Annotated in this window: 20 protein-coding genes; 15 read left to right on the forward strand and 5 right to left on the reverse strand. The window is 63.1% G+C overall.

Going from position 1 to position 15,416, the window contains the following annotated elements; translation table 11 throughout:
* Positions 1–10: 10 nt before the first annotated feature.
* On the forward strand, positions 11–451 hold the full coding sequence (locus CK221_RS10690; RefSeq protein ID WP_245430611.1) for a hypothetical protein: 441 nt from the start codon (positions 11–13) through the stop codon (positions 449–451).
* Here CK221_RS10690 and CK221_RS10695 read toward each other — a convergent pair.
* A complete protein-coding gene (locus tag CK221_RS10695; RefSeq protein WP_095777688.1) occupies positions 443–2,317 on the reverse strand; it encodes a murein L,D-transpeptidase in 1,875 nt (624 codons plus the stop codon). The two genes, CK221_RS10690 and CK221_RS10695, sit on opposite strands and share 9 nt — an antisense overlap.
* 344 nt (positions 2,318–2,661) lie before the next feature.
* Between CK221_RS10695 and CK221_RS10700 the strand changes: the two genes are divergently transcribed.
* Entirely contained in the window at positions 2,662–3,063 is a 402-nt protein-coding gene (locus tag CK221_RS10700; protein ID WP_095777689.1) for a rhodanese-like domain-containing protein, read from the forward strand.
* A 53-nt stretch (positions 3,064–3,116) separates the two neighbouring features.
* Here CK221_RS10700 and CK221_RS10705 read toward each other — a convergent pair whose 3' ends face one another.
* Complete coding sequence (locus CK221_RS10705) at positions 3,117–4,025, reverse strand: alpha/beta hydrolase (protein WP_095777690.1); 909 nt, start codon at positions 4,023–4,025, stop codon at positions 3,117–3,119.
* A 47-nt stretch (positions 4,026–4,072) separates the two neighbouring features.
* Between CK221_RS10705 and CK221_RS10710 the strand changes: the two genes are divergently transcribed.
* A complete protein-coding gene (locus CK221_RS10710) occupies positions 4,073–4,525 on the forward strand; it encodes a MarR family transcriptional regulator (protein ID WP_095777691.1) in 453 nt (150 codons plus the stop codon).
* 19 nt (positions 4,526–4,544) lie between these two features.
* Here CK221_RS10710 and CK221_RS10715 read toward each other — a convergent pair whose 3' ends face one another.
* A complete protein-coding gene (locus tag CK221_RS10715; RefSeq protein WP_095777692.1) occupies positions 4,545–5,156 on the reverse strand; it encodes a pyridoxamine 5'-phosphate oxidase family protein in 612 nt (203 codons plus the stop codon).
* An 83-nt stretch (positions 5,157–5,239) separates the two neighbouring features.
* On the reverse strand, positions 5,240–5,593 hold the full coding sequence (locus tag CK221_RS10720) for a DUF971 domain-containing protein (protein WP_066989863.1): 354 nt from the start codon (positions 5,591–5,593) through the stop codon (positions 5,240–5,242).
* 193 nt (positions 5,594–5,786) lie between these two features.
* On the opposite strand from CK221_RS10720, the gene moaA reads away from it, so the two are divergent.
* The 12 genes from moaA to CK221_RS10780 all read left to right on the forward strand — a co-directional run bounded on the left by moaA (position 5,787) and on the right by CK221_RS10780 (position 14,882).
* Positions 5,787–6,782 carry a GTP 3',8-cyclase MoaA gene (gene moaA / locus CK221_RS10725; RefSeq protein WP_095777693.1) on the forward strand — a complete coding sequence of 332 codons (996 nt, stop codon included), beginning with the start codon at positions 5,787–5,789 and terminating at the stop codon, positions 6,780–6,782.
* A 53-nt stretch (positions 6,783–6,835) separates the two neighbouring features.
* Positions 6,836–7,330 (forward strand): hypothetical protein, encoded by a 495-nt coding sequence (locus CK221_RS10730; protein ID WP_095777694.1) that lies wholly within the window; start codon positions 6,836–6,838, stop codon positions 7,328–7,330.
* Positions 7,331–7,443: 113 nt separating this feature from the next.
* Entirely contained in the window at positions 7,444–7,800 is a 357-nt protein-coding gene (locus CK221_RS10735; RefSeq protein ID WP_067320009.1) for a hypothetical protein, read from the forward strand.
* A gap of 121 nt (positions 7,801–7,921) precedes the next feature.
* Entirely contained in the window at positions 7,922–8,842 is a 921-nt protein-coding gene (locus CK221_RS10740) for a DMT family transporter (protein WP_095777695.1), read from the forward strand.
* 5 nt (positions 8,843–8,847) lie between these two features.
* Entirely contained in the window at positions 8,848–9,480 is a 633-nt protein-coding gene (gene mobA / locus CK221_RS10745) for a molybdenum cofactor guanylyltransferase MobA (protein WP_095777696.1), read from the forward strand.
* On the forward strand, positions 9,477–9,992 hold the full coding sequence (mobB, locus tag CK221_RS10750; RefSeq protein ID WP_095777697.1) for a molybdopterin-guanine dinucleotide biosynthesis protein B: 516 nt from the start codon (positions 9,477–9,479) through the stop codon (positions 9,990–9,992). The genes mobA and mobB overlap by 4 nt, the downstream gene beginning before the upstream one ends.
* 153 nt (positions 9,993–10,145) lie before the next feature.
* On the forward strand, positions 10,146–10,931 hold the full coding sequence (locus tag CK221_RS10755; protein ID WP_066992755.1) for an ABC transporter substrate-binding protein: 786 nt from the start codon (positions 10,146–10,148) through the stop codon (positions 10,929–10,931).
* Positions 10,932–11,010: 79 nt separating this feature from the next.
* A complete protein-coding gene (locus tag CK221_RS10760) occupies positions 11,011–11,727 on the forward strand; it encodes an ABC transporter permease (RefSeq protein ID WP_066992752.1) in 717 nt (238 codons plus the stop codon).
* Complete coding sequence (locus CK221_RS10765; RefSeq protein WP_095777698.1) at positions 11,724–12,548, forward strand: ABC transporter permease; 825 nt, start codon at positions 11,724–11,726, stop codon at positions 12,546–12,548. The genes CK221_RS10760 and CK221_RS10765 overlap by 4 nt, the downstream gene beginning before the upstream one ends.
* Before the next feature lie 113 nt (positions 12,549–12,661).
* Positions 12,662–13,531 (forward strand): NAD(P)-dependent oxidoreductase, encoded by an 870-nt coding sequence (locus CK221_RS10770; protein ID WP_066992747.1) that lies wholly within the window; start codon positions 12,662–12,664, stop codon positions 13,529–13,531.
* A 6-nt stretch (positions 13,532–13,537) separates the two neighbouring features.
* The gene (locus CK221_RS10775; protein ID WP_066992744.1) at positions 13,538–14,242 is read left to right on the forward strand and encodes a DNA alkylation repair protein; all 705 of its coding nucleotides are present in this window, start codon (positions 13,538–13,540) and stop codon (positions 14,240–14,242) included.
* A 67-nt stretch (positions 14,243–14,309) separates the two neighbouring features.
* Positions 14,310–14,882 (forward strand): DUF3299 domain-containing protein, encoded by a 573-nt coding sequence (locus CK221_RS10780; RefSeq protein WP_095777699.1) that lies wholly within the window; start codon positions 14,310–14,312, stop codon positions 14,880–14,882.
* A gap of 42 nt (positions 14,883–14,924) precedes the next feature.
* On the opposite strand, the gene CK221_RS10785 is transcribed toward CK221_RS10780, so the two are convergent.
* Entirely contained in the window at positions 14,925–15,416 is a 492-nt protein-coding gene (locus tag CK221_RS10785) for an Lrp/AsnC family transcriptional regulator (RefSeq protein ID WP_066992738.1), read from the reverse strand.

Consider the following 15,416-nt stretch of genomic DNA (forward strand, 5'->3'; position numbering starts at 1 on the left):
GCGCATCCTGATGGTGCTCGCCGGCTATCTGGTCGCGGTGCTCGTCGGACTGGTCGCGTTGGTCGCGATCTATGCAGCGCTGAGCTCGCTGCCCAACGCCCCAAGCTATTTCGAGCTGATGCAGTTCACGCCCGTCGCCGTGCTGGTCGTGCCGCCGCTTGGCATGTTCGTCTATTTCCTGACGATTGTGGCGACCGGCATGCCGACTCTGATCTTTGCGCTTATTGCCGAGGTCTTCTCGTTGCGGAGCTTCTGGCTGCATATGCTGTCCGGCGGCGTGGTTGCGGCCGCCGGTTTCATGCTGCTCTCTCGGGACGCGCCGCACGATCCGGAACGCTGGGCCGACCTTGGCATCATCGTCGCGGCCGGGCTGGTGGCCGGTTTCGTTTATTGGCTCATTGCCGGACGTGACGCCGGTTTCAGGCGCCCGCTCATCGAGCGCTTAGGTTGACGGTGCGCGCACCGCTTCGGTCGCATCCAGCGCCTGCATCAGCTTCGAATCGCGATCGTAGACGTCGTCGAAATATTCGACCTTGCCGGACATGTCCGGCCAAGCGGTGAAATAGGCGACATAGACCGGGATGACGCGCGTGACATTCTCGGTCGAATGACCGTGCTTCAGCTTCTCGGCGATGTCGTCGACCGACGTGCCGAGCACAGCGGCCGCCATGCCGCGCGGATCCTGCAGGCGGATGCAGCCATGGCTCAGCGCGCGCATGTCGCGCCCGAAGAACGACTTCTGCGGCGTGTCGTGCATGTAGATGGCGTGCTTGTTGGGGAAGAGGATCTTCAACTCGCCAAGCGCATTGGCCTCGCTCGGCTGCTGGCGCACGCTGAACGGGATTTTGGCACCGTAGGCGCCCCAGTCCACCGCCGCAGAGGGAACTCGCCTGCCGCTGGAATCCGTCACCTCATAGCCGGCACGGTCCAGATAGCCCGGATCGCTGCGCAGCCTCGGCAGCATCTCGTTGACGATGATCGACTGCGGCACGCCCCAATAGGGGTGGAAGTCGACCTGCTTGATCTGGTTGTAGAAAAATGCGGTCTGGTTGGTGACCTTGCCGATGACCACGCGGGTCTTCAGCTTCTCCTCGCCATTGTCGATGTAGCTTGCGGTGAAGGCCGGCTGGTTGATGAAGACGCGCGGGCTGCCAAGATCGGAGGGGAGCCAGCGCAGCTCTTCAAGCGCCGCCATGACCTTCTCGACCTTGTCGGCCTTGGACGTTCCGGCGAGCGAGGCGACGGTGCGCGGGCCGATGACGCCGTCGCCCTTCATGCCGGCCCGCTTCTGCACCGCCTTGATCACCGGCACCAGGTCAGGATCGTAAAGCTCGCTCTTGCCGAGCCGGGCGAGGGTCTCGCCGAAGTCACCGCCCATCTCGTCATCGAGGTTGCGCGCGATCAAAGTCAAAAGCTTGGGCAGTTCCGGGCTGCTTTCACCGGGCTTCAGGAGCAGCTTCGGATCGACGACGATCTCGTTCTCCTCGCTTGCCCGGAGCGACTCCAACTCGACGCGCAGCGCCTGATATTCAGGGTTCTGCGGGTGCCGCGATTCGAGATAGGTGCGCACCTCTTGCGTGTGCGCCAGCGTCTTCAGCACGCCTTCGAGATCGAGCGGCTTGGCCGGAAAATCGTAATAGCCGGTCATGCGGTTCGGATCGACTCTGCCGCTCTGGGCGTCATGGGCGTAGCGCAGCACGCGCGCCGATAGCGCCATCTCGAAGCGAACCAGTTCCTTGGTCCGCGCTTCGGGCAAGGCGGCATTCGTGGCCGCCGCCGGAACATCGACGGAGTAATCGGCAGGCGTCAGGCCGTAGCTCGCCGCTTCGCCAAGCACCCGCACGGCATCCTGCGCCCTGCTGTTGGGTGCATCCCCTGTCACCCAGATGAAATCCGGATTGGCCGAATAGTAGGCGATGAGCGCCTTGGCGATATCGGGCTCGGCAAAGAGTTCATAATCGCTCAGGCCTGCCAGCGCATCGCGGAACGCGCTTCCGCTCACGGAGGGCACAAAGGCAGCATCTTGCGCGGTCGCGGGCGGCGGGGCGGGCAGCAGCGACTTGAAGTCGACGCGCACAAGCTTGTCGGCCCTGTAGGTATTGTAGGTCGGGCTGCTGATCCTGACGCTACCGCCTGTGCCAGGCTGCACCTTGCGCGGCTTTGGCGGCGGCGGAAATTCTCCTTGGGAATTGTGCCGGATGCCGCCGCCGAACAGCATGTCGAACAGCCCCTGCGCGCTCGCCGGCTGCTGGCCGAAGGCAAGTGCCGCCGCGATCGCGATCGGCATGACGGCCTTTTTGTTCCCGAGGATTTTCATGCTTCACCCGCACCGGTTGAAACCGGTTTCCCGTTCCGCGCCGCTAGACGGTCCCGCCCTCCGCATGGCGGATGTAATGCGCGACTGTACCGATTCATACTGATTCCGTTAAGCTTCCATAAATTTTCGCGACCGTGTTGCAGAACAGTTTCACATCCGTGTGAGACACAATGCGGCAGGGCGGCTCCCGGTTTCAGAGGCCTCGGTAACAATCAGGCGTTGGCGCCATGCGGCCTGGGCCACCATGACCGGCCTTCCCGCCTGACAAACATCGGCCCGTGACAAACAGCGGTCTTTGTGATCGAAATTCCGGCGGGCGCGAGCCATGGCCTGGAGGATGCGCAGTGAGGAAGGGATATCGCGAACTTCTTGACGAGGCGAATGCCGAGATCGAGGTGGTTTCGCCTGAGGAAGCGGCCGGGCTCCTGGAGGATGACGGCACCATCTTCGTCGATTTGCGCGACCCCCGCGAGGTCGAGCGCGACGGCAAAATTCCCGGCGCCAAGCATGTAACGCGCGGTATGCTCGAATTCTGGATCGACCCCGAAAGCCCTTACCACAAGCCGTTCTTCGCCTCCGGCAAGACCTTCGTCTTCTTCTGCGCCGGCGGCTGGCGTTCGGCGCTGGCGACCAAGACGGCGCAGGACATGGGTCTCGCGCCGGTCAAACACATCCTTGGCGGCTACACAGCCTGGAAGGCTGCCGGCCTGCCGGTCGAGCCAGGGCAGAAGAAGAAGGCCGACTGAGCCATTCGCAACTCCGGACGGAAGACGGCAGCAGGCCTCTCCCGCGTTAATTCTCAATGCAGCGCCGGTTGGCGTTCCTCGGCGACGAAGCGCACGGCGCGCGCGACCACAACCTTGTCGGCAAGGATGCGGCGGTGGCCAAGCCCTTCGGCCCAATGCAGGCTCACATGATCGCCGGCTCCCGCATACCGTTTTGCGTGATCGGCATGGACTTCGCGGTCGTCAGGCGCATGAATGATCAGCGTCGGCACCGGAGCCTCGGCGAGCTGGCGGTCGCCCGTGAAATCGCTGAGCGGCCGTCCTGACAAATGCTTCACCCGATCCGCCATGGCGACCCGGGAGCGCGGCCCGACATTGAGCCGGTGGCTGAAATCGTCGAAGATCGCCGGCAGCGAGCTCGGCGCCGCGATCAGAACCAGTTTCTCGGCCGCAAGCGGCGGCATGCCTTTCACTGAAGCGGCAACCGCATTGGCCGCGACAGCGCCGCCGAAGGAATGGCCGACAGCGGCGGCAAACGGGCCGAACCATTCGCCTGCGACTCGCACGGCGTCGACCGCGGTCACCATATTGAGATGTCGCCCGAGCGAATGGCCGTGGCCCGGCAGGTCAAGCGAGACCACCTTGTAGCCGGCGTCGCGAAACCCATCGATCAGAGTTCGCATGTATTCGGTGCGCGAGCGCCAGCCATGGATGACGAGCACGGTGCCGCGGGAGCCCCTGCCCGGCCCCGGCCGGAACTCATGCACCGCAACGCAATCCGCCTTCGTCTTCAGCCGGTGATGGCGCGCCTCGGCCATGAAGCCTGCAGCGCGCTCGACCGCGCGGCGCTCGCCATCGCTCAAGGCCTTGACGTTTGGCGTGCGACAGAACAATTCGAACGCGGCGCGGCCACTGAGACGCGGCGCGACATGCTCGGCCGCGCCGAAGACGCCTCGGATGACCTTCAATACAAATGATGCCATAGTGTCGGTCCAACCATTCGTTCAAGCATGAACATAATAGTTCAAACATGAACATTAAGCAAGAGCTGCCCTGGGACAATCCGCGCTTTCGCAACTGGGTTGCGGTGGCGCGCGCCTGCCATGTGCTGGAGCGCACGCTGGCGGTGAAGCTGGCGCCGCTCGACCTCAAACCGGCGCAGCTCGACGTGCTGATGAACCTCTACCGTCATCCCGGGATGTCGCAGCACGACCTTGCCCGCAAGCTCTTGGTCGGCCGCTCAAACATCACGATGCTGTTGCCGCAACTGGAAGCCCGCGGCCTGTTGCGGCGCGAAGGCGACGAAAAGGATAAGCGCGTGCTGCGGTTGAACCTCACCGAAGCCGGCGAGGCCCTGCTGATGCGGGCGCTGAAAGTGCATATGGCGCTCATCGAGAAGGCGATGAGCCAGTCGACAGCGGAGCAGTGCGACATGATCGGCGAGCAGATGCGCAAGATCGCCGATGTCCTGAAGGAGGCCTGACCGGGCGCTCTCGAGGCCGCTACCACATGGTCTGCTTTGCCCGCTCCGGCCATTCCTTGTCATATGCGGCGCCATTGATATTTCTGCGGCTGGTGATCTCGAGGATCTGGCCGGGCGTCGGCAGCGACTTCGGGTCGACATGCTTTGCCGGGTTCCAGAGCTCCGAGCGCACGATGGCGCGTGCGCACTGGAAATAGACCGCGTCGACGGCGACGACGGTGACCGACCGTGCCGGCTTGCCATCGACCATGAAGGACGCGCAAAGCTCGGCATCGGCTGTGATATGGGCGCGACCGTTCACGCGCAGCGTCGTGCCCGAGCCCGGCACAAGGAAGAGCAGCCCGACGCGCGGATCGCGAATGATGTTCTTCAGCGAATCGGCGCGGTTGTTGCCGCGCCTGTCGGGCATCATCAGCGTTTTTTCGTCCAGGAGGCGCACGAAGCCGGCGAGATCGCCGCGCGGCGAACAGTCCAGCCCCTCCGGCCCGCAGGTCGCCAGCGCCACGAAAGACGAGGCTTCGATGAAGGCTGCATACTGCGGGATCACATGGTCGAGTTCCTTGGCGACCGAGGCCTCGCCAGGCAGGCCGTAGAGGGCTTCGAGCTGTTCGACCGATGTGATGAGCGACATCTTTTCGCCTCCTGACCTTTTGCCGGCGCTACTTTATGTCCATGACGCTTTGACGACACCCAGTCGAACGTCTTGGCGCCAGGCTAGCGGTCGCGGCTGAGCCCCTTCTCGGCCAGCTCGGCGAGGTAGGCGTTCCAGCGCTCGTCCTTTTCATGCCCGAGCGTGTGAAGATAGTTCCAGGTGAAGATGCCGGTGTCGTGGAAATCGTCGAAGGTGATGCGCACCGCGTAATTGCCGACCGGCTCGATCTTAAGAATCGCGACATTGCGCTTGCCGGGCACAGTCACGCGCTGATCCGGCGAATGGCCCTGCACCTCGGCAGAAGGCGAGGCAACGCGCAAGAACTCCGCCGGCAGTTCGAACGGCTGATGCCCGGCAAAGGTCACGGTGAGCAGCTTGCGGTCCTTCGAGACCCTGAGTTCCTTCGGCGCCGTCATGTTTCTTCCTATATGCGTTGCGCCCTTCCCTACGCCGGTTCGCGCAGTGCGAAAAGGTGATAGAAGGCAGCCGACAGAGAATGTCGGTCGGGGAATGTTACCAAAGATCGAGAGCTTCTATCTTGAATGCGCGGTTGGATCGTATCACATAGCCGTATATAACGACGCTGCTCAGGCCACGGAAGCGCTTGCAATGGACATGATCGACCCTTTCGGTCGCACGATCAGCTATCTGCGCGTGTCGGTTACCGACCGCTGCGATTTCCGTTGCACCTATTGCATGGCCGAGGACATGACCTTCCTGCCCAAGAAGGATCTGCTCTCGCTCGAGGAGCTCGACCGGCTCTGCAGCGTCTTCATCGAAAAGGGCGTCAGGAAGCTGAGGCTGACCGGCGGCGAGCCGCTGGTGCGCAAGAACATCATGCACCTGGTTCGCCAGCTGTCGCGGCATCTTGAGAGCGGCGCGCTGGAAGAGCTGACGCTCACCACCAACGGCTCGCAGCTGTCGCGCTTTGCCGCCGAGCTCGCCGACTGCGGCGTGAAGCGCATCAATGTCTCGCTCGACACGCTCGATGCCGGCAAATTCCGCCAGATCACCCGCTGGGGCAATCTCGGCAAGGTCATGGAAGGCATCGACGCCGCGCAAACGGCAGGCCTGAAGGTCAAGCTCAATGCCGTGGCGCTGCGCGACTTCAACGACGCTGAAATACCGGAGATGCTGCGCTGGGCGCATGGTCGCGGCATGGATCTGACGGTCATCGAGACCATGCCGATGGGCGAGATCGACGCCGACCGCACCGACCAGTATCTGCCGCTGTCGTTGCTGCGCGCCTCGCTTGAGCGCCAGTTCACGCTGACCGACATTCCTTATAAGACCGGGGGCCCTGCCCGCTATGTCCAGGTCGCCGAGACCGGCGGTCGGCTCGGTTTCATCACCCCGATGACGCATAATTTCTGCGAAAGCTGCAACCGCGTCCGGCTGACTTGCACCGGCACGCTCTATATGTGCCTCGGCCAGGAGGACGCCGCCGACCTGAGAGCGCCGCTGCGCGCCTCCGAAGGCAATGAGCTGGTCGGCGAGGCCATAGACGAGGCGATTGGGCGCAAGCCGAAGGGCCATGATTTCGTCATCGACCGCCGCACCAGCCGACCCTCGGTATCGCGCCATATGAGCGTCACGGGCGGCTGATTTTTTTCCGATTTGGTGCAGGATCACCCTCGGTCACGGACCTTGGGGGCATCATGAAGTGTGTTCATCTCGTCCAGGGCGCGCCTTTGGTGATCGCCTTCTCGTTGCTCACGATTGCGACGACAGCGGCAATCGCAAAGCCGTTCACCTACGTCAATGCGCGCTTCGGCACGTCCTGCACCTTTCCCGACGAGATTTTCAGCGACCGCTTGCCCGAGCCAGAAAACGGCGATGGGCAGCAATGGAGCGCGCCCGACGGCGCCAGCCTGACCTGCTCGGGCATTTATAACATCGACAACGACACTCCGAAGGGCTTCGTCGCCGACGAAAAGGCAAACACCGGGCCGGGCTACAAGATCACTTACAGCAAGTCCGGGAAGAATTGGGCGGTGGTTTCTGGCATCAAGGGCGACAAGGTCTTCTACGAACGGCGCCTGTTCGGAAAGGATGGTGTCATCCGCACCGTCTGGATCGAGTATCCTTCCTCGCTTAAGGCGAAATACGATCCGCTGACCGGGGCGATCGCCGCCAGCCTGCGCGGCCCTTGAGCTGCGCTCGGCGCACTGGAAATAAACCATCCGCGCCGACTTCCACCCGATTTACCGCCGACTTGTTCCGGCCTAGCCTCATGAAGCGATTTTCGCATTCAGGGGGAATTCTCATGCGCAAATTCTTGGCTTCGCTTGCAATGCTCGGGATTGCCTTGGTGCCTGCGGCCGCTCAGTCGATCGGTGGCACCTACACTGTCGCCGGCACCAATTTCGACGGATCGAAATATGGCGGCGAGGCAACCATCACGCTGACCAGCGACACAACCTGCACGATCCATTGGGAAACCGGCGGCTCGTCCTCCGACGGCATTTGCATGCGCAACGATGATGCCTTTTCCGCCGGCTATGTGATGGGCAAGGAAATCGGCCTCGTCGTCTACAAGGTGGAGAAGGACGGCTCGTTGCACGGGCTGTGGACGATCGCCGGCCAGAACGGCAACGGCACCGAGACGCTGACGCCGAAATGATCGCTCCGGATTGCAGCCGATATTGAGGGCCGCAGGAACCTCCTGTGGCCCATTTCTTTGACGTTGCTGTCTTGCCGCCGGCTGTTAGACGCTTGCGAGAGAACATAACCCGGAAGCGCCCTTGCCTCTTTCGCCAAATCTTCGCGGCGCACTGTTCATGGTCGTGGCCATGATCGGCTTCACCTTGAACGACGCGATCACCAAATTCTCATCCGAATCGATGAATATGGCGCAGGTCATGCTGGTGCGTGGCGCCTTCGCCTCGCTCTTCGTCGGTCTGCTCGCCTGGCGGCGCGGCGCGCTTGCTGATCCACGCGCCATGCTGCAGCCGATGGTCGCGCTGCGTGTCGCCGGCGAAGCCGGCGCGACCGTGTCGTTCCTGATCGCCCTTGCCCATTTGCCGATCGCCAACGTCTCCGCCGTTCTGCAGGCGCTGCCGCTGGCCGTGACGATGGGCGCCGCACTGTTCTTCGGCGAGGGCGTCGGCTGGCGCCGCTGGCTCGCCATTGCCGCCGGCTTTGCCGGCGTGCTGATCATCGTGCGGCCGGGCTTCGAGGGTTTCAGCGCCTATTCGTTGCTGGCGCTGGCGAGCGTCGGCTGCTGCGCGGTGCGCGATCTCGCCACCAAGCGCATCCCGCAAGCGATCCCGACCATGCTGGTATCGACCGCGACTGCGCTGGCCATGACGATCCTGGGTGCGCTGCTGCTCCCGCCGATGGGCGGCTGGACGCCCATGACCGCCAAGGCGACGGCGCTGCTGGCGCTGGCCGCCGTGCTCGTGCTCATCGGCTATCAGTTCATCATCATGGCGATGCGCTCGGGCGACATCTCCTTCATCGCGCCCTTCCGCTATACGGCGCTGCTGTGGTCGATAGTGCTCGGCCTCGTCATCTTCGGCGATATCCCCGACCTGCCGATGATCGTCGGCGCCGCGATCATCATCGGCTCCGGCCTCTACGCGCTCTACCGCGAGCGTGTCGTCGGCAGGCGCCAGCCTGCCGCCGAAAGCGCTGGACCCGACATGGCGCCGGACGGCATATAGGCCCGATGGATCGAAGCGTTGCAGGCATCATCCTGGCGGGAGGCCAGTCGCGCCGCATGGGCGGCGGCGACAAGACGCTGCTTTCGCTGGGCAAGGTCAGGCTGATCGAGCATGTCGCCGCGCGTCTCACACTGCAGGTCGCCACGCTGATGCTCAACGCCAACCGCGATCCGGCACGGTTTGCTGGCACCAACCTTCCGGTGCTTGCCGATACGATAGAGGGCCATGCCGGCCCGCTCGCCGGCATCCTCACCGGCCTTGAATGGGCGGCAGCGGACACGGGCTACCGGTCGCTGGTCAGTGCGGCCGGCGACACGCCGTTCTTCCCTGGCGATCTCGTCGAGCGATTGGCCGTTGCCGCTCGGGCACGGCCGGGCGCGATCGCGGTCGCCAGTTCCGACGGCAGGTGGCACCCGACCTTCGCGCTCTGGCCGCTCGGCCTGCGCGATGCCCTGCGCCATTTCCTGGTTGAGGAGGACAATCGCCGGGTCTCGGCCTTCGTGGAGCGGCATGGTTTTGTCGAGGTGGAGTTTCCGATGCTCGAAGCCGGAGGCGAGCGGATCGACCCGTTCTTCAACATCAACACGCCCGACGATCTTGCGGAGGCCGAGCGTCTGTTGCAAAGCCTTGAGCCATGAGACCCGTGTTCGGTATCACCGGCTGGAAGAACTCCGGCAAGACGACCCTGACCGAGAAGCTGGTCGCCGAACTGGTTCGCCGCGGCTGGACGGTCTCCACGGTCAAGCATGCCCATCATGACTTCGACATCGACAAGCCCGGCACAGACAGTTTCCGCCACCGCCAGGCCGGCGCGATGGAGGTCGCGGTCGTCTCCGGCCGGCGCTGGGCATTGATGCACGAACTGCGCAACGAGGACGAGCCGACGCTGGACGACATCCTGGCGCGGCTGGCGCCCTCGGACATCGTGCTGGTCGAAGGCTACAAGCGCGAAGCACACCAAAAGATCGAAGCGAGACGGCTGGAGGCCAAGGACCGGACGCCGCTTTCGATCAACGACCCGAACATCGTGGCTGTCGCCGCCGACTTTCCGGTCGAAGGCGAAAAGCTGCCCGTCTTCAACCTCGACGATACGAAATCGATAGCCGATTTTATCGAGCGCGCGACCGGTCTCGTCAGTCCAGCCAAGTAACGCAGCGGCACACGGCGATTGCCGTTTGCTGTTGTTTTTGCAGTTGCTTTTTTCTTGCAAAGAGTGGGAGTATCCCGCGCAGCGGGCGGTCAAAAAGGCTCCGCCCACAAGAGCCGCACGGGACAGCGGCCATGACAATATGAGAGGATTATCATGCGTATTGCACTGCGTATCGCGCTTGCCGCTTCGGCCGCGCTGCTGACACTTGGCGTTGCCCAGGCTCAGGAAAAGACCCTGAGGATCGGCACCGAAGGCGCGTACCCGCCCTTCAACAACCTGACCTCGGACGGCCAGTTGGTCGGCTTCGACATCGACATCGCCAAGGCCCTCTGCGACGAAATGAAGGTGAAGTGCACCTTCGTCGCGCAGGATTGGGACGGCATCATCCCGGCGCTCCAGGCCGGCAAGTTCGACGCCATCGTCGCTTCCATGTCGATCACGCCAGAGCGCCAGGAAAAGGTCGACTTCACCCACAAATATTACAACACTCCGTCGGCGATCGCCGTGCCGAAGGATTCGCCGCTCAAGGGCGTCACCAAGGAAGACCTCGCCGGCAAGACGATCGGCGTCGCCACCACGACGACCCACTTCAACTATGCCTCGAAGACCTACACCGACAGCACGATCAAGGGCTATCCGAGCAGCCCCGAGGAACAGGCCGACCTCGCCAATGGCCGTCTCGACGCCATCGAGGACGACATCGTCGTGCTGCAGCAGTGGCTGGATTCGCCCGACGGCGCCTGCTGCAAGATCCTCGGCCAGCCCTCGCCGCAGCCGGTCGAGATTTTCGGACCGGGCGCCGGCATTGCCGTGCGCAAGGGCGAGACCGACCTGGTCAACAAGCTGAATTCCGCGATCGACGCTATCCGCAAGAACGGCAAGTACAAGGAAATCAACGACAAGTACTTCAAGTTCGACGTCTACGGCGCCGAGTCCTGATCATTTGCGCTCAGGGCGGTGAGGATCACCTCGCCGCCCTGCCTCCATTCCGGGATCGCCACGGAGACACGCCCCACCAATGCCAGCCCAAAGCATTTGGACACTTCTCAGTTGGGGACCGGATGGCTGGAGTGACGACATTGCGTCTGGTGTGCTGGTCACGGTCGCGCTTGCGCTTGCGACATTGCCGATAGGCCTGGCGATCGGGTTCTTCGTCGCCTTCGCCAAGCAGCACGAAGAGCCCGCGCTCCGGCTCGCGGCCAACATCTACACCACTGTTTTTCGCGGCCTGCCCGAGCTGGTGACTCTGTTCCTGTTCTTCTTCGGCATGCCGCTGCTGCTGCAATATGTCGTCCGCCTGTTCGAGCCCGAGGCGACAATCGACGTGAACAGCTTCATTGCCGGCATGATCGTGCTGGCGCTGATCTTCTCCTCCTACGCCAGCGAAGTCTTTCTCTCCGCCTTTCGCGCCATTCCCAAGGGCCAGTATGAGGGCGGCTACGCCATTGGCCTTTCGAAATGGCAGACGATGCGCCTGGTGATCCTGCCGCAGCTGCTGCGCATCGCCTTCCCGGGTCTGGAGAATTGCTGGCTCAGCCTGCTCAAGGACACCTCGCTGGTGTCGGTCGTCAATCTAGCGGAAACCCTGCGCAATGCCGGTGTCGCGGCGCGCGTCACCAAGCATTCCTTCCTCTTCTACAGTGTCGCGGCGCTGGTCTTCCTTGTGCTGGCCATCCTGTCCTCGGTCGCCACCGGCTATATCCAGCGCTCGCTCGGGCGGAGGGAGGCTCGATGAGCGTCAGCCAGGCTATTGCGGTTGACAGGCCACCGCCCCGGGCTCGCGGCTGGCCGCGCGTGCGCATCATAGGCTACGCGCTGGTCGGCCTCTGGAGCCTTTTCGGCATCGGCATCGTGGCCTATCTGGTCCACGCCTGGAACGCCGATTTCTTCGCCAGATACGCGCCGGCCTATCTGCAGGGGCTCGCAACCACCCTGTCGCTGGTCTGCGTTTCGATGGTGGCGGGCGCTATTCTCTCGTTGCCGGTTGCCTACGGGCGGATGTCCAAGAACCGCATCCTTTCCGGATTGGCTTATTGCTACGTCTACTTCTTCCGCGGCACCCCGCTGCTCGTGCAGACCTACCTCGTCTATTACGGCATCGGCTCGTTCCGCCCCGAGCTGCAAACCGTCGGACTATGGTGGTTCTTCCGCGAGGCGTTCTACTGCGGCGTCTTTGCCTTTTCGCTCAACACCGCCGCCTATCAGGCCGAGATCCTGCGCGGCGCCATCGAAAGCGTTCCGCGGGGCCAGTGGGAAGGCGCGGCCTCGCTCGGCCTGCACAAGCTGCAGACGCTGCGCAAGGTGATCATGCCGCAGGCGATCATCGTGGCGCTGCGGCCTTACGGCAACGAGCTCATCCTGATGATCAAGGCTTCCGCGATTGTCGCCATCATCACCGTCTACGACCTGATGGGCAACGCGAAGCTCGCCTACGCAAAATCCTTCGACATCCAGGCCTATATCTGGGTGGCGATCGTCTACCTGGTGCTGGTCGAGATCCTGCGTCACGGCGTCGAATGGATCGAACGCCGGATCACCATTCACCTCAAACGATAGAGCGTCGTCAGCGGACGGGCCTGCACCAGTCGATGCGGCTTTGCGCGCCTTGACGAATTTTTCGCATAGCCTAGACCTTCCGCCACTGAAATCTCTTGTTGGAAGGCAGGCTTATGGCATCGGTTGCATTTCTCGGTCTTGGCGTCATGGGCTATCCGATGGCCGGGCACCTCAGGAACAAGGGCCACCACGACATCACTGTCTATAACCGCACGACCGCCAAGGCAGAGCAATGGGTCGCCCAGCATGGCGGCAGCCTGGCGCTGACACCGGCCGAGGCGGCCGAAGGCAAGGATTTCGTCTTCTCCTGCGTCGGCAATGACGACGACCTGCGCTCGGTGACGACAGGCGCCAGCGGCGCCTTTGCCGCCATGAAGACGGGCTCCGTCTTCATCGACAACACGACAGCCTCGGCCGAAGTCGCGCGCGAACTGGCCGAAGCCGCCGACAAGGCCGGCTTTTCCTTCCTTGATGCGCCGGTATCGGGCGGCCAGGCGGGCGCCGAGAATGGCGTGCTGACGGTCATGGTCGGCGGCGAGCAGGCCGCCTTCGACAAGGCCAAGCCGGTCATCGATGCCTATGCCCGCATGGTCGGGCTGATGGGACCCGTGGGCGCCGGCCAGCTCACCAAGATGATCAACCAGATTGCCATTGCCGGCCTCGTCCAAGGGCTGGCCGAAGGCATCCATTTCGGCAAGAAGGCCGGCCTCGACATCGACAAGGTCATCGAGGTGATCTCCAAGGGTGCTGCCGGCTCCTGGCAGATGGAGAACCGCCACAAGACGATGAACGCCGGAAAATATGACTTCGGCTTCGCCGTCGACTGGATGCGCAAGGATCTCGGCATCTGCCTCGCCGAAGCCAACCGCAACGGCGCCAAGCTGCCGGTGACCGCGCTGGTCGACCAGTTCTACAAGGACGTGCAGGACATGGGCGGCAGGCGCTGGGACACGTCCTCGCTGCTCGCCCGCCTGGAAAAATAGACGGCGATGGTCCTGCCCGATCCAAGCTGGAGCGCCGACGAGATCGTCGCCCATCTGCGTTCGATCAGCAGCGAGAAAAACCGCGCCGGCATGGCGCGATTCGGCATCAACACGAGAACCGCACTGGGCGTCGGCAATTCCGATCTGCGGCCGCTGGCGCGCAAGCTGAAGAAGAACCAGGAACGGTCGCTGCTCTTGTGGGACACCGACATTCGCGAAGCGCGATTGATGGCCGCTTTCACCGGCGAGCCGAAGAAGCTCGACATCGGTCAATGCCGGCGCTGGGCCGCCGATTTCGGCAGTTGGGAGATTGTCGATACCGTTGCCGACCTGTTCGCCGAAACACCGTTCTGGCGTGAGCTGGTCGAGGAATTCGCCAAGGACGAGCGCGAGTTTGTCCGCCGCACCGCCTTTGCCATGCTGGCCTGGGCGGCGGTGCATCTGAAGAAGGAGCCGGACGCGAGCTTCCTCGCTGCTCTGCCGCTGATCGAGACGCATGCGGGCGATCCGCGCAACTTCGTCCGTAAGGCGGTGAACTGGGCGCTGCGGCAGATCGGCAAGCGGTCGGTGGCGCTGCACGCCCCTGCCCTTGCGCTGGCCGAGAAACTGGCGGCGTCGTCCGACAAGACGGCACGCTGGATCGGCAAGGACGCGGTGAAGGAACTTTCGGATGTCAAACAGCTCGAACGGCTCGCGACCACACGACCTTGATCTGAGCGAAGTAAGCTCACGACGCTTTTACTCGCTTCGGAAATGGGACTGGCGGAGGATCACGACCATGAGCAGGCGTTTCAGATCAAGCGCGACGCTGGCGATCGTGCTTATGCTCGCCACCGCGAGAGCCGACGCCGCGACCGACGTCGCGCATATCTTCTGGAAAGACTTGCGCCCGGCGACGCAGGCGGTCGCCGAGGACGCCAACCTGCCGATGATCGCGGCAAAACTGCCCGATCACGGTGAGACACTGTCGCTCAATCTGCAGGACAAGACCGTTCAATTGTCCGGCTACGCCTTGCCGGTCGATCGCGAGGGCGACCTCGTCTACCAGTTCCTGCTGGTGCCTTGGACCGGCGCCTGCAGCCACATGCCGACGCCGCCGCCGAACCAGATCGTGCTGGTAACGCCGGCGCATCCTTACAGGATGGCGGAGGCATACCAGCCGGTCTCCGTCACCGGCGTGCTGAAGCCCGGCATGGAGAAGAGCCAACTCTTCATCCTGGACGGCGTCTTGATCGTGCAGTCCGGCTATACCGTGCGCAAGGCCGAGGTGGCTGATGTCGACAGCGTGCCGGACGCCGTCACGCTCCCGGTCAACTCGCCGTGGAATTTCCTCAACAAAAAGAAGAACTAGGTCTCGCAACTTCGCGCATAGCGGGAAGCGCGAGTGCCGTGCTCAGGCCGCGTTGGCCCCCGACTCCTTGTCCAGGATCATGTAGTCGAGCGGGATCTCGGTCGTGTACTTGATCTGCTCCATGGCAAAGGAGGACGACACGTCGCGGATCTCGATCTTGGCGATCAGCCGCTTGTAGAAGGCGTCGTAGGCGGCAATGTCGGGCACCACGACGCGCAAGAGATAGTCGACGTCGCCGCTCATGCGGTAGAACTCGACCACCTCCGGAAATTCCTGGATGACCTCGGAGAAGCGCCGCAGCCATTCATGGCTGTGCGAATTGGTGCGGATCGAAACGAAGACGGTGACGCGCACATTGACCTTCTCATGGTCGAGAATGGCCACGCGCCGCTTGATGACGCCCTCTTCCTCGAGCTTCTGGATGCGCCGCCAGCACGGCGTGGTCGACAGGCCGACTTTCTTGGCGACATCGGCGACCGCAAGCGTCGCGTCCTCCTGCAGGAGGCGAAGAATTTTTCTGTCTAGGCGGTCCAT

This window comes from Mesorhizobium sp. WSM3868 (genome assembly GCF_002294785.1).
Classification (GTDB): Bacteria; Pseudomonadota; Alphaproteobacteria; order Rhizobiales; family Rhizobiaceae; genus Mesorhizobium.

What these genes read in the sequence shown, in the direction of transcription:
- CK221_RS10690 (WP_245430611.1), top strand. Translation starts at nt 11, where the DNA reads ATGGTGCTCGCCGGCTATCTGGTCGCGGTGCTCGTCGGACTGGTCGCG.
- CK221_RS10695 (WP_095777688.1), bottom strand. Translation starts at nt 2,317, where the DNA reads ATGAAAATCCTCGGGAACAAAAAGGCCGTCATGCCGATCGCGATCGCG.
- CK221_RS10705 (WP_095777690.1), bottom strand. Translation starts at nt 4,025, where the DNA reads ATGGCATCATTTGTATTGAAGGTCATCCGAGGCGTCTTCGGCGCGGCC.
- CK221_RS10710 (WP_095777691.1), top strand. Translation starts at nt 4,073, where the DNA reads ATGAACATTAAGCAAGAGCTGCCCTGGGACAATCCGCGCTTTCGCAAC.
- CK221_RS10715 (WP_095777692.1), bottom strand. Translation starts at nt 5,156, where the DNA reads ATGTCGCTCATCACATCGGTCGAACAGCTCGAAGCCCTCTACGGCCTG.
- CK221_RS10720 (WP_066989863.1), bottom strand. Translation starts at nt 5,593, where the DNA reads ATGACGGCGCCGAAGGAACTCAGGGTCTCGAAGGACCGCAAGCTGCTC.
- moaA (WP_095777693.1), top strand. Translation starts at nt 5,787, where the DNA reads ATGGACATGATCGACCCTTTCGGTCGCACGATCAGCTATCTGCGCGTG.
- CK221_RS10730 (WP_095777694.1), top strand. Translation starts at nt 6,836, where the DNA reads ATGAAGTGTGTTCATCTCGTCCAGGGCGCGCCTTTGGTGATCGCCTTC.
- CK221_RS10735 (WP_067320009.1), top strand. Translation starts at nt 7,444, where the DNA reads ATGCGCAAATTCTTGGCTTCGCTTGCAATGCTCGGGATTGCCTTGGTG.
- mobA (WP_095777696.1), top strand. Translation starts at nt 8,848, where the DNA reads ATGGATCGAAGCGTTGCAGGCATCATCCTGGCGGGAGGCCAGTCGCGC.
- mobB (WP_095777697.1), top strand. Translation starts at nt 9,477, where the DNA reads ATGAGACCCGTGTTCGGTATCACCGGCTGGAAGAACTCCGGCAAGACG.
- CK221_RS10755 (WP_066992755.1), top strand. Translation starts at nt 10,146, where the DNA reads ATGCGTATTGCACTGCGTATCGCGCTTGCCGCTTCGGCCGCGCTGCTG.
- CK221_RS10760 (WP_066992752.1), top strand. Translation starts at nt 11,011, where the DNA reads ATGCCAGCCCAAAGCATTTGGACACTTCTCAGTTGGGGACCGGATGGC.
- CK221_RS10765 (WP_095777698.1), top strand. Translation starts at nt 11,724, where the DNA reads ATGAGCGTCAGCCAGGCTATTGCGGTTGACAGGCCACCGCCCCGGGCT.
- CK221_RS10770 (WP_066992747.1), top strand. Translation starts at nt 12,662, where the DNA reads ATGGCATCGGTTGCATTTCTCGGTCTTGGCGTCATGGGCTATCCGATG.
- CK221_RS10775 (WP_066992744.1), top strand. Translation starts at nt 13,538, where the DNA reads ATGGTCCTGCCCGATCCAAGCTGGAGCGCCGACGAGATCGTCGCCCAT.
- CK221_RS10780 (WP_095777699.1), top strand. Translation starts at nt 14,310, where the DNA reads ATGAGCAGGCGTTTCAGATCAAGCGCGACGCTGGCGATCGTGCTTATG.
- CK221_RS10785 (WP_066992738.1), bottom strand. Translation starts at nt 15,416, where the DNA reads ATGGACCGCCTAGACAGAAAAATTCTTCGCCTCCTGCAGGAGGACGCG.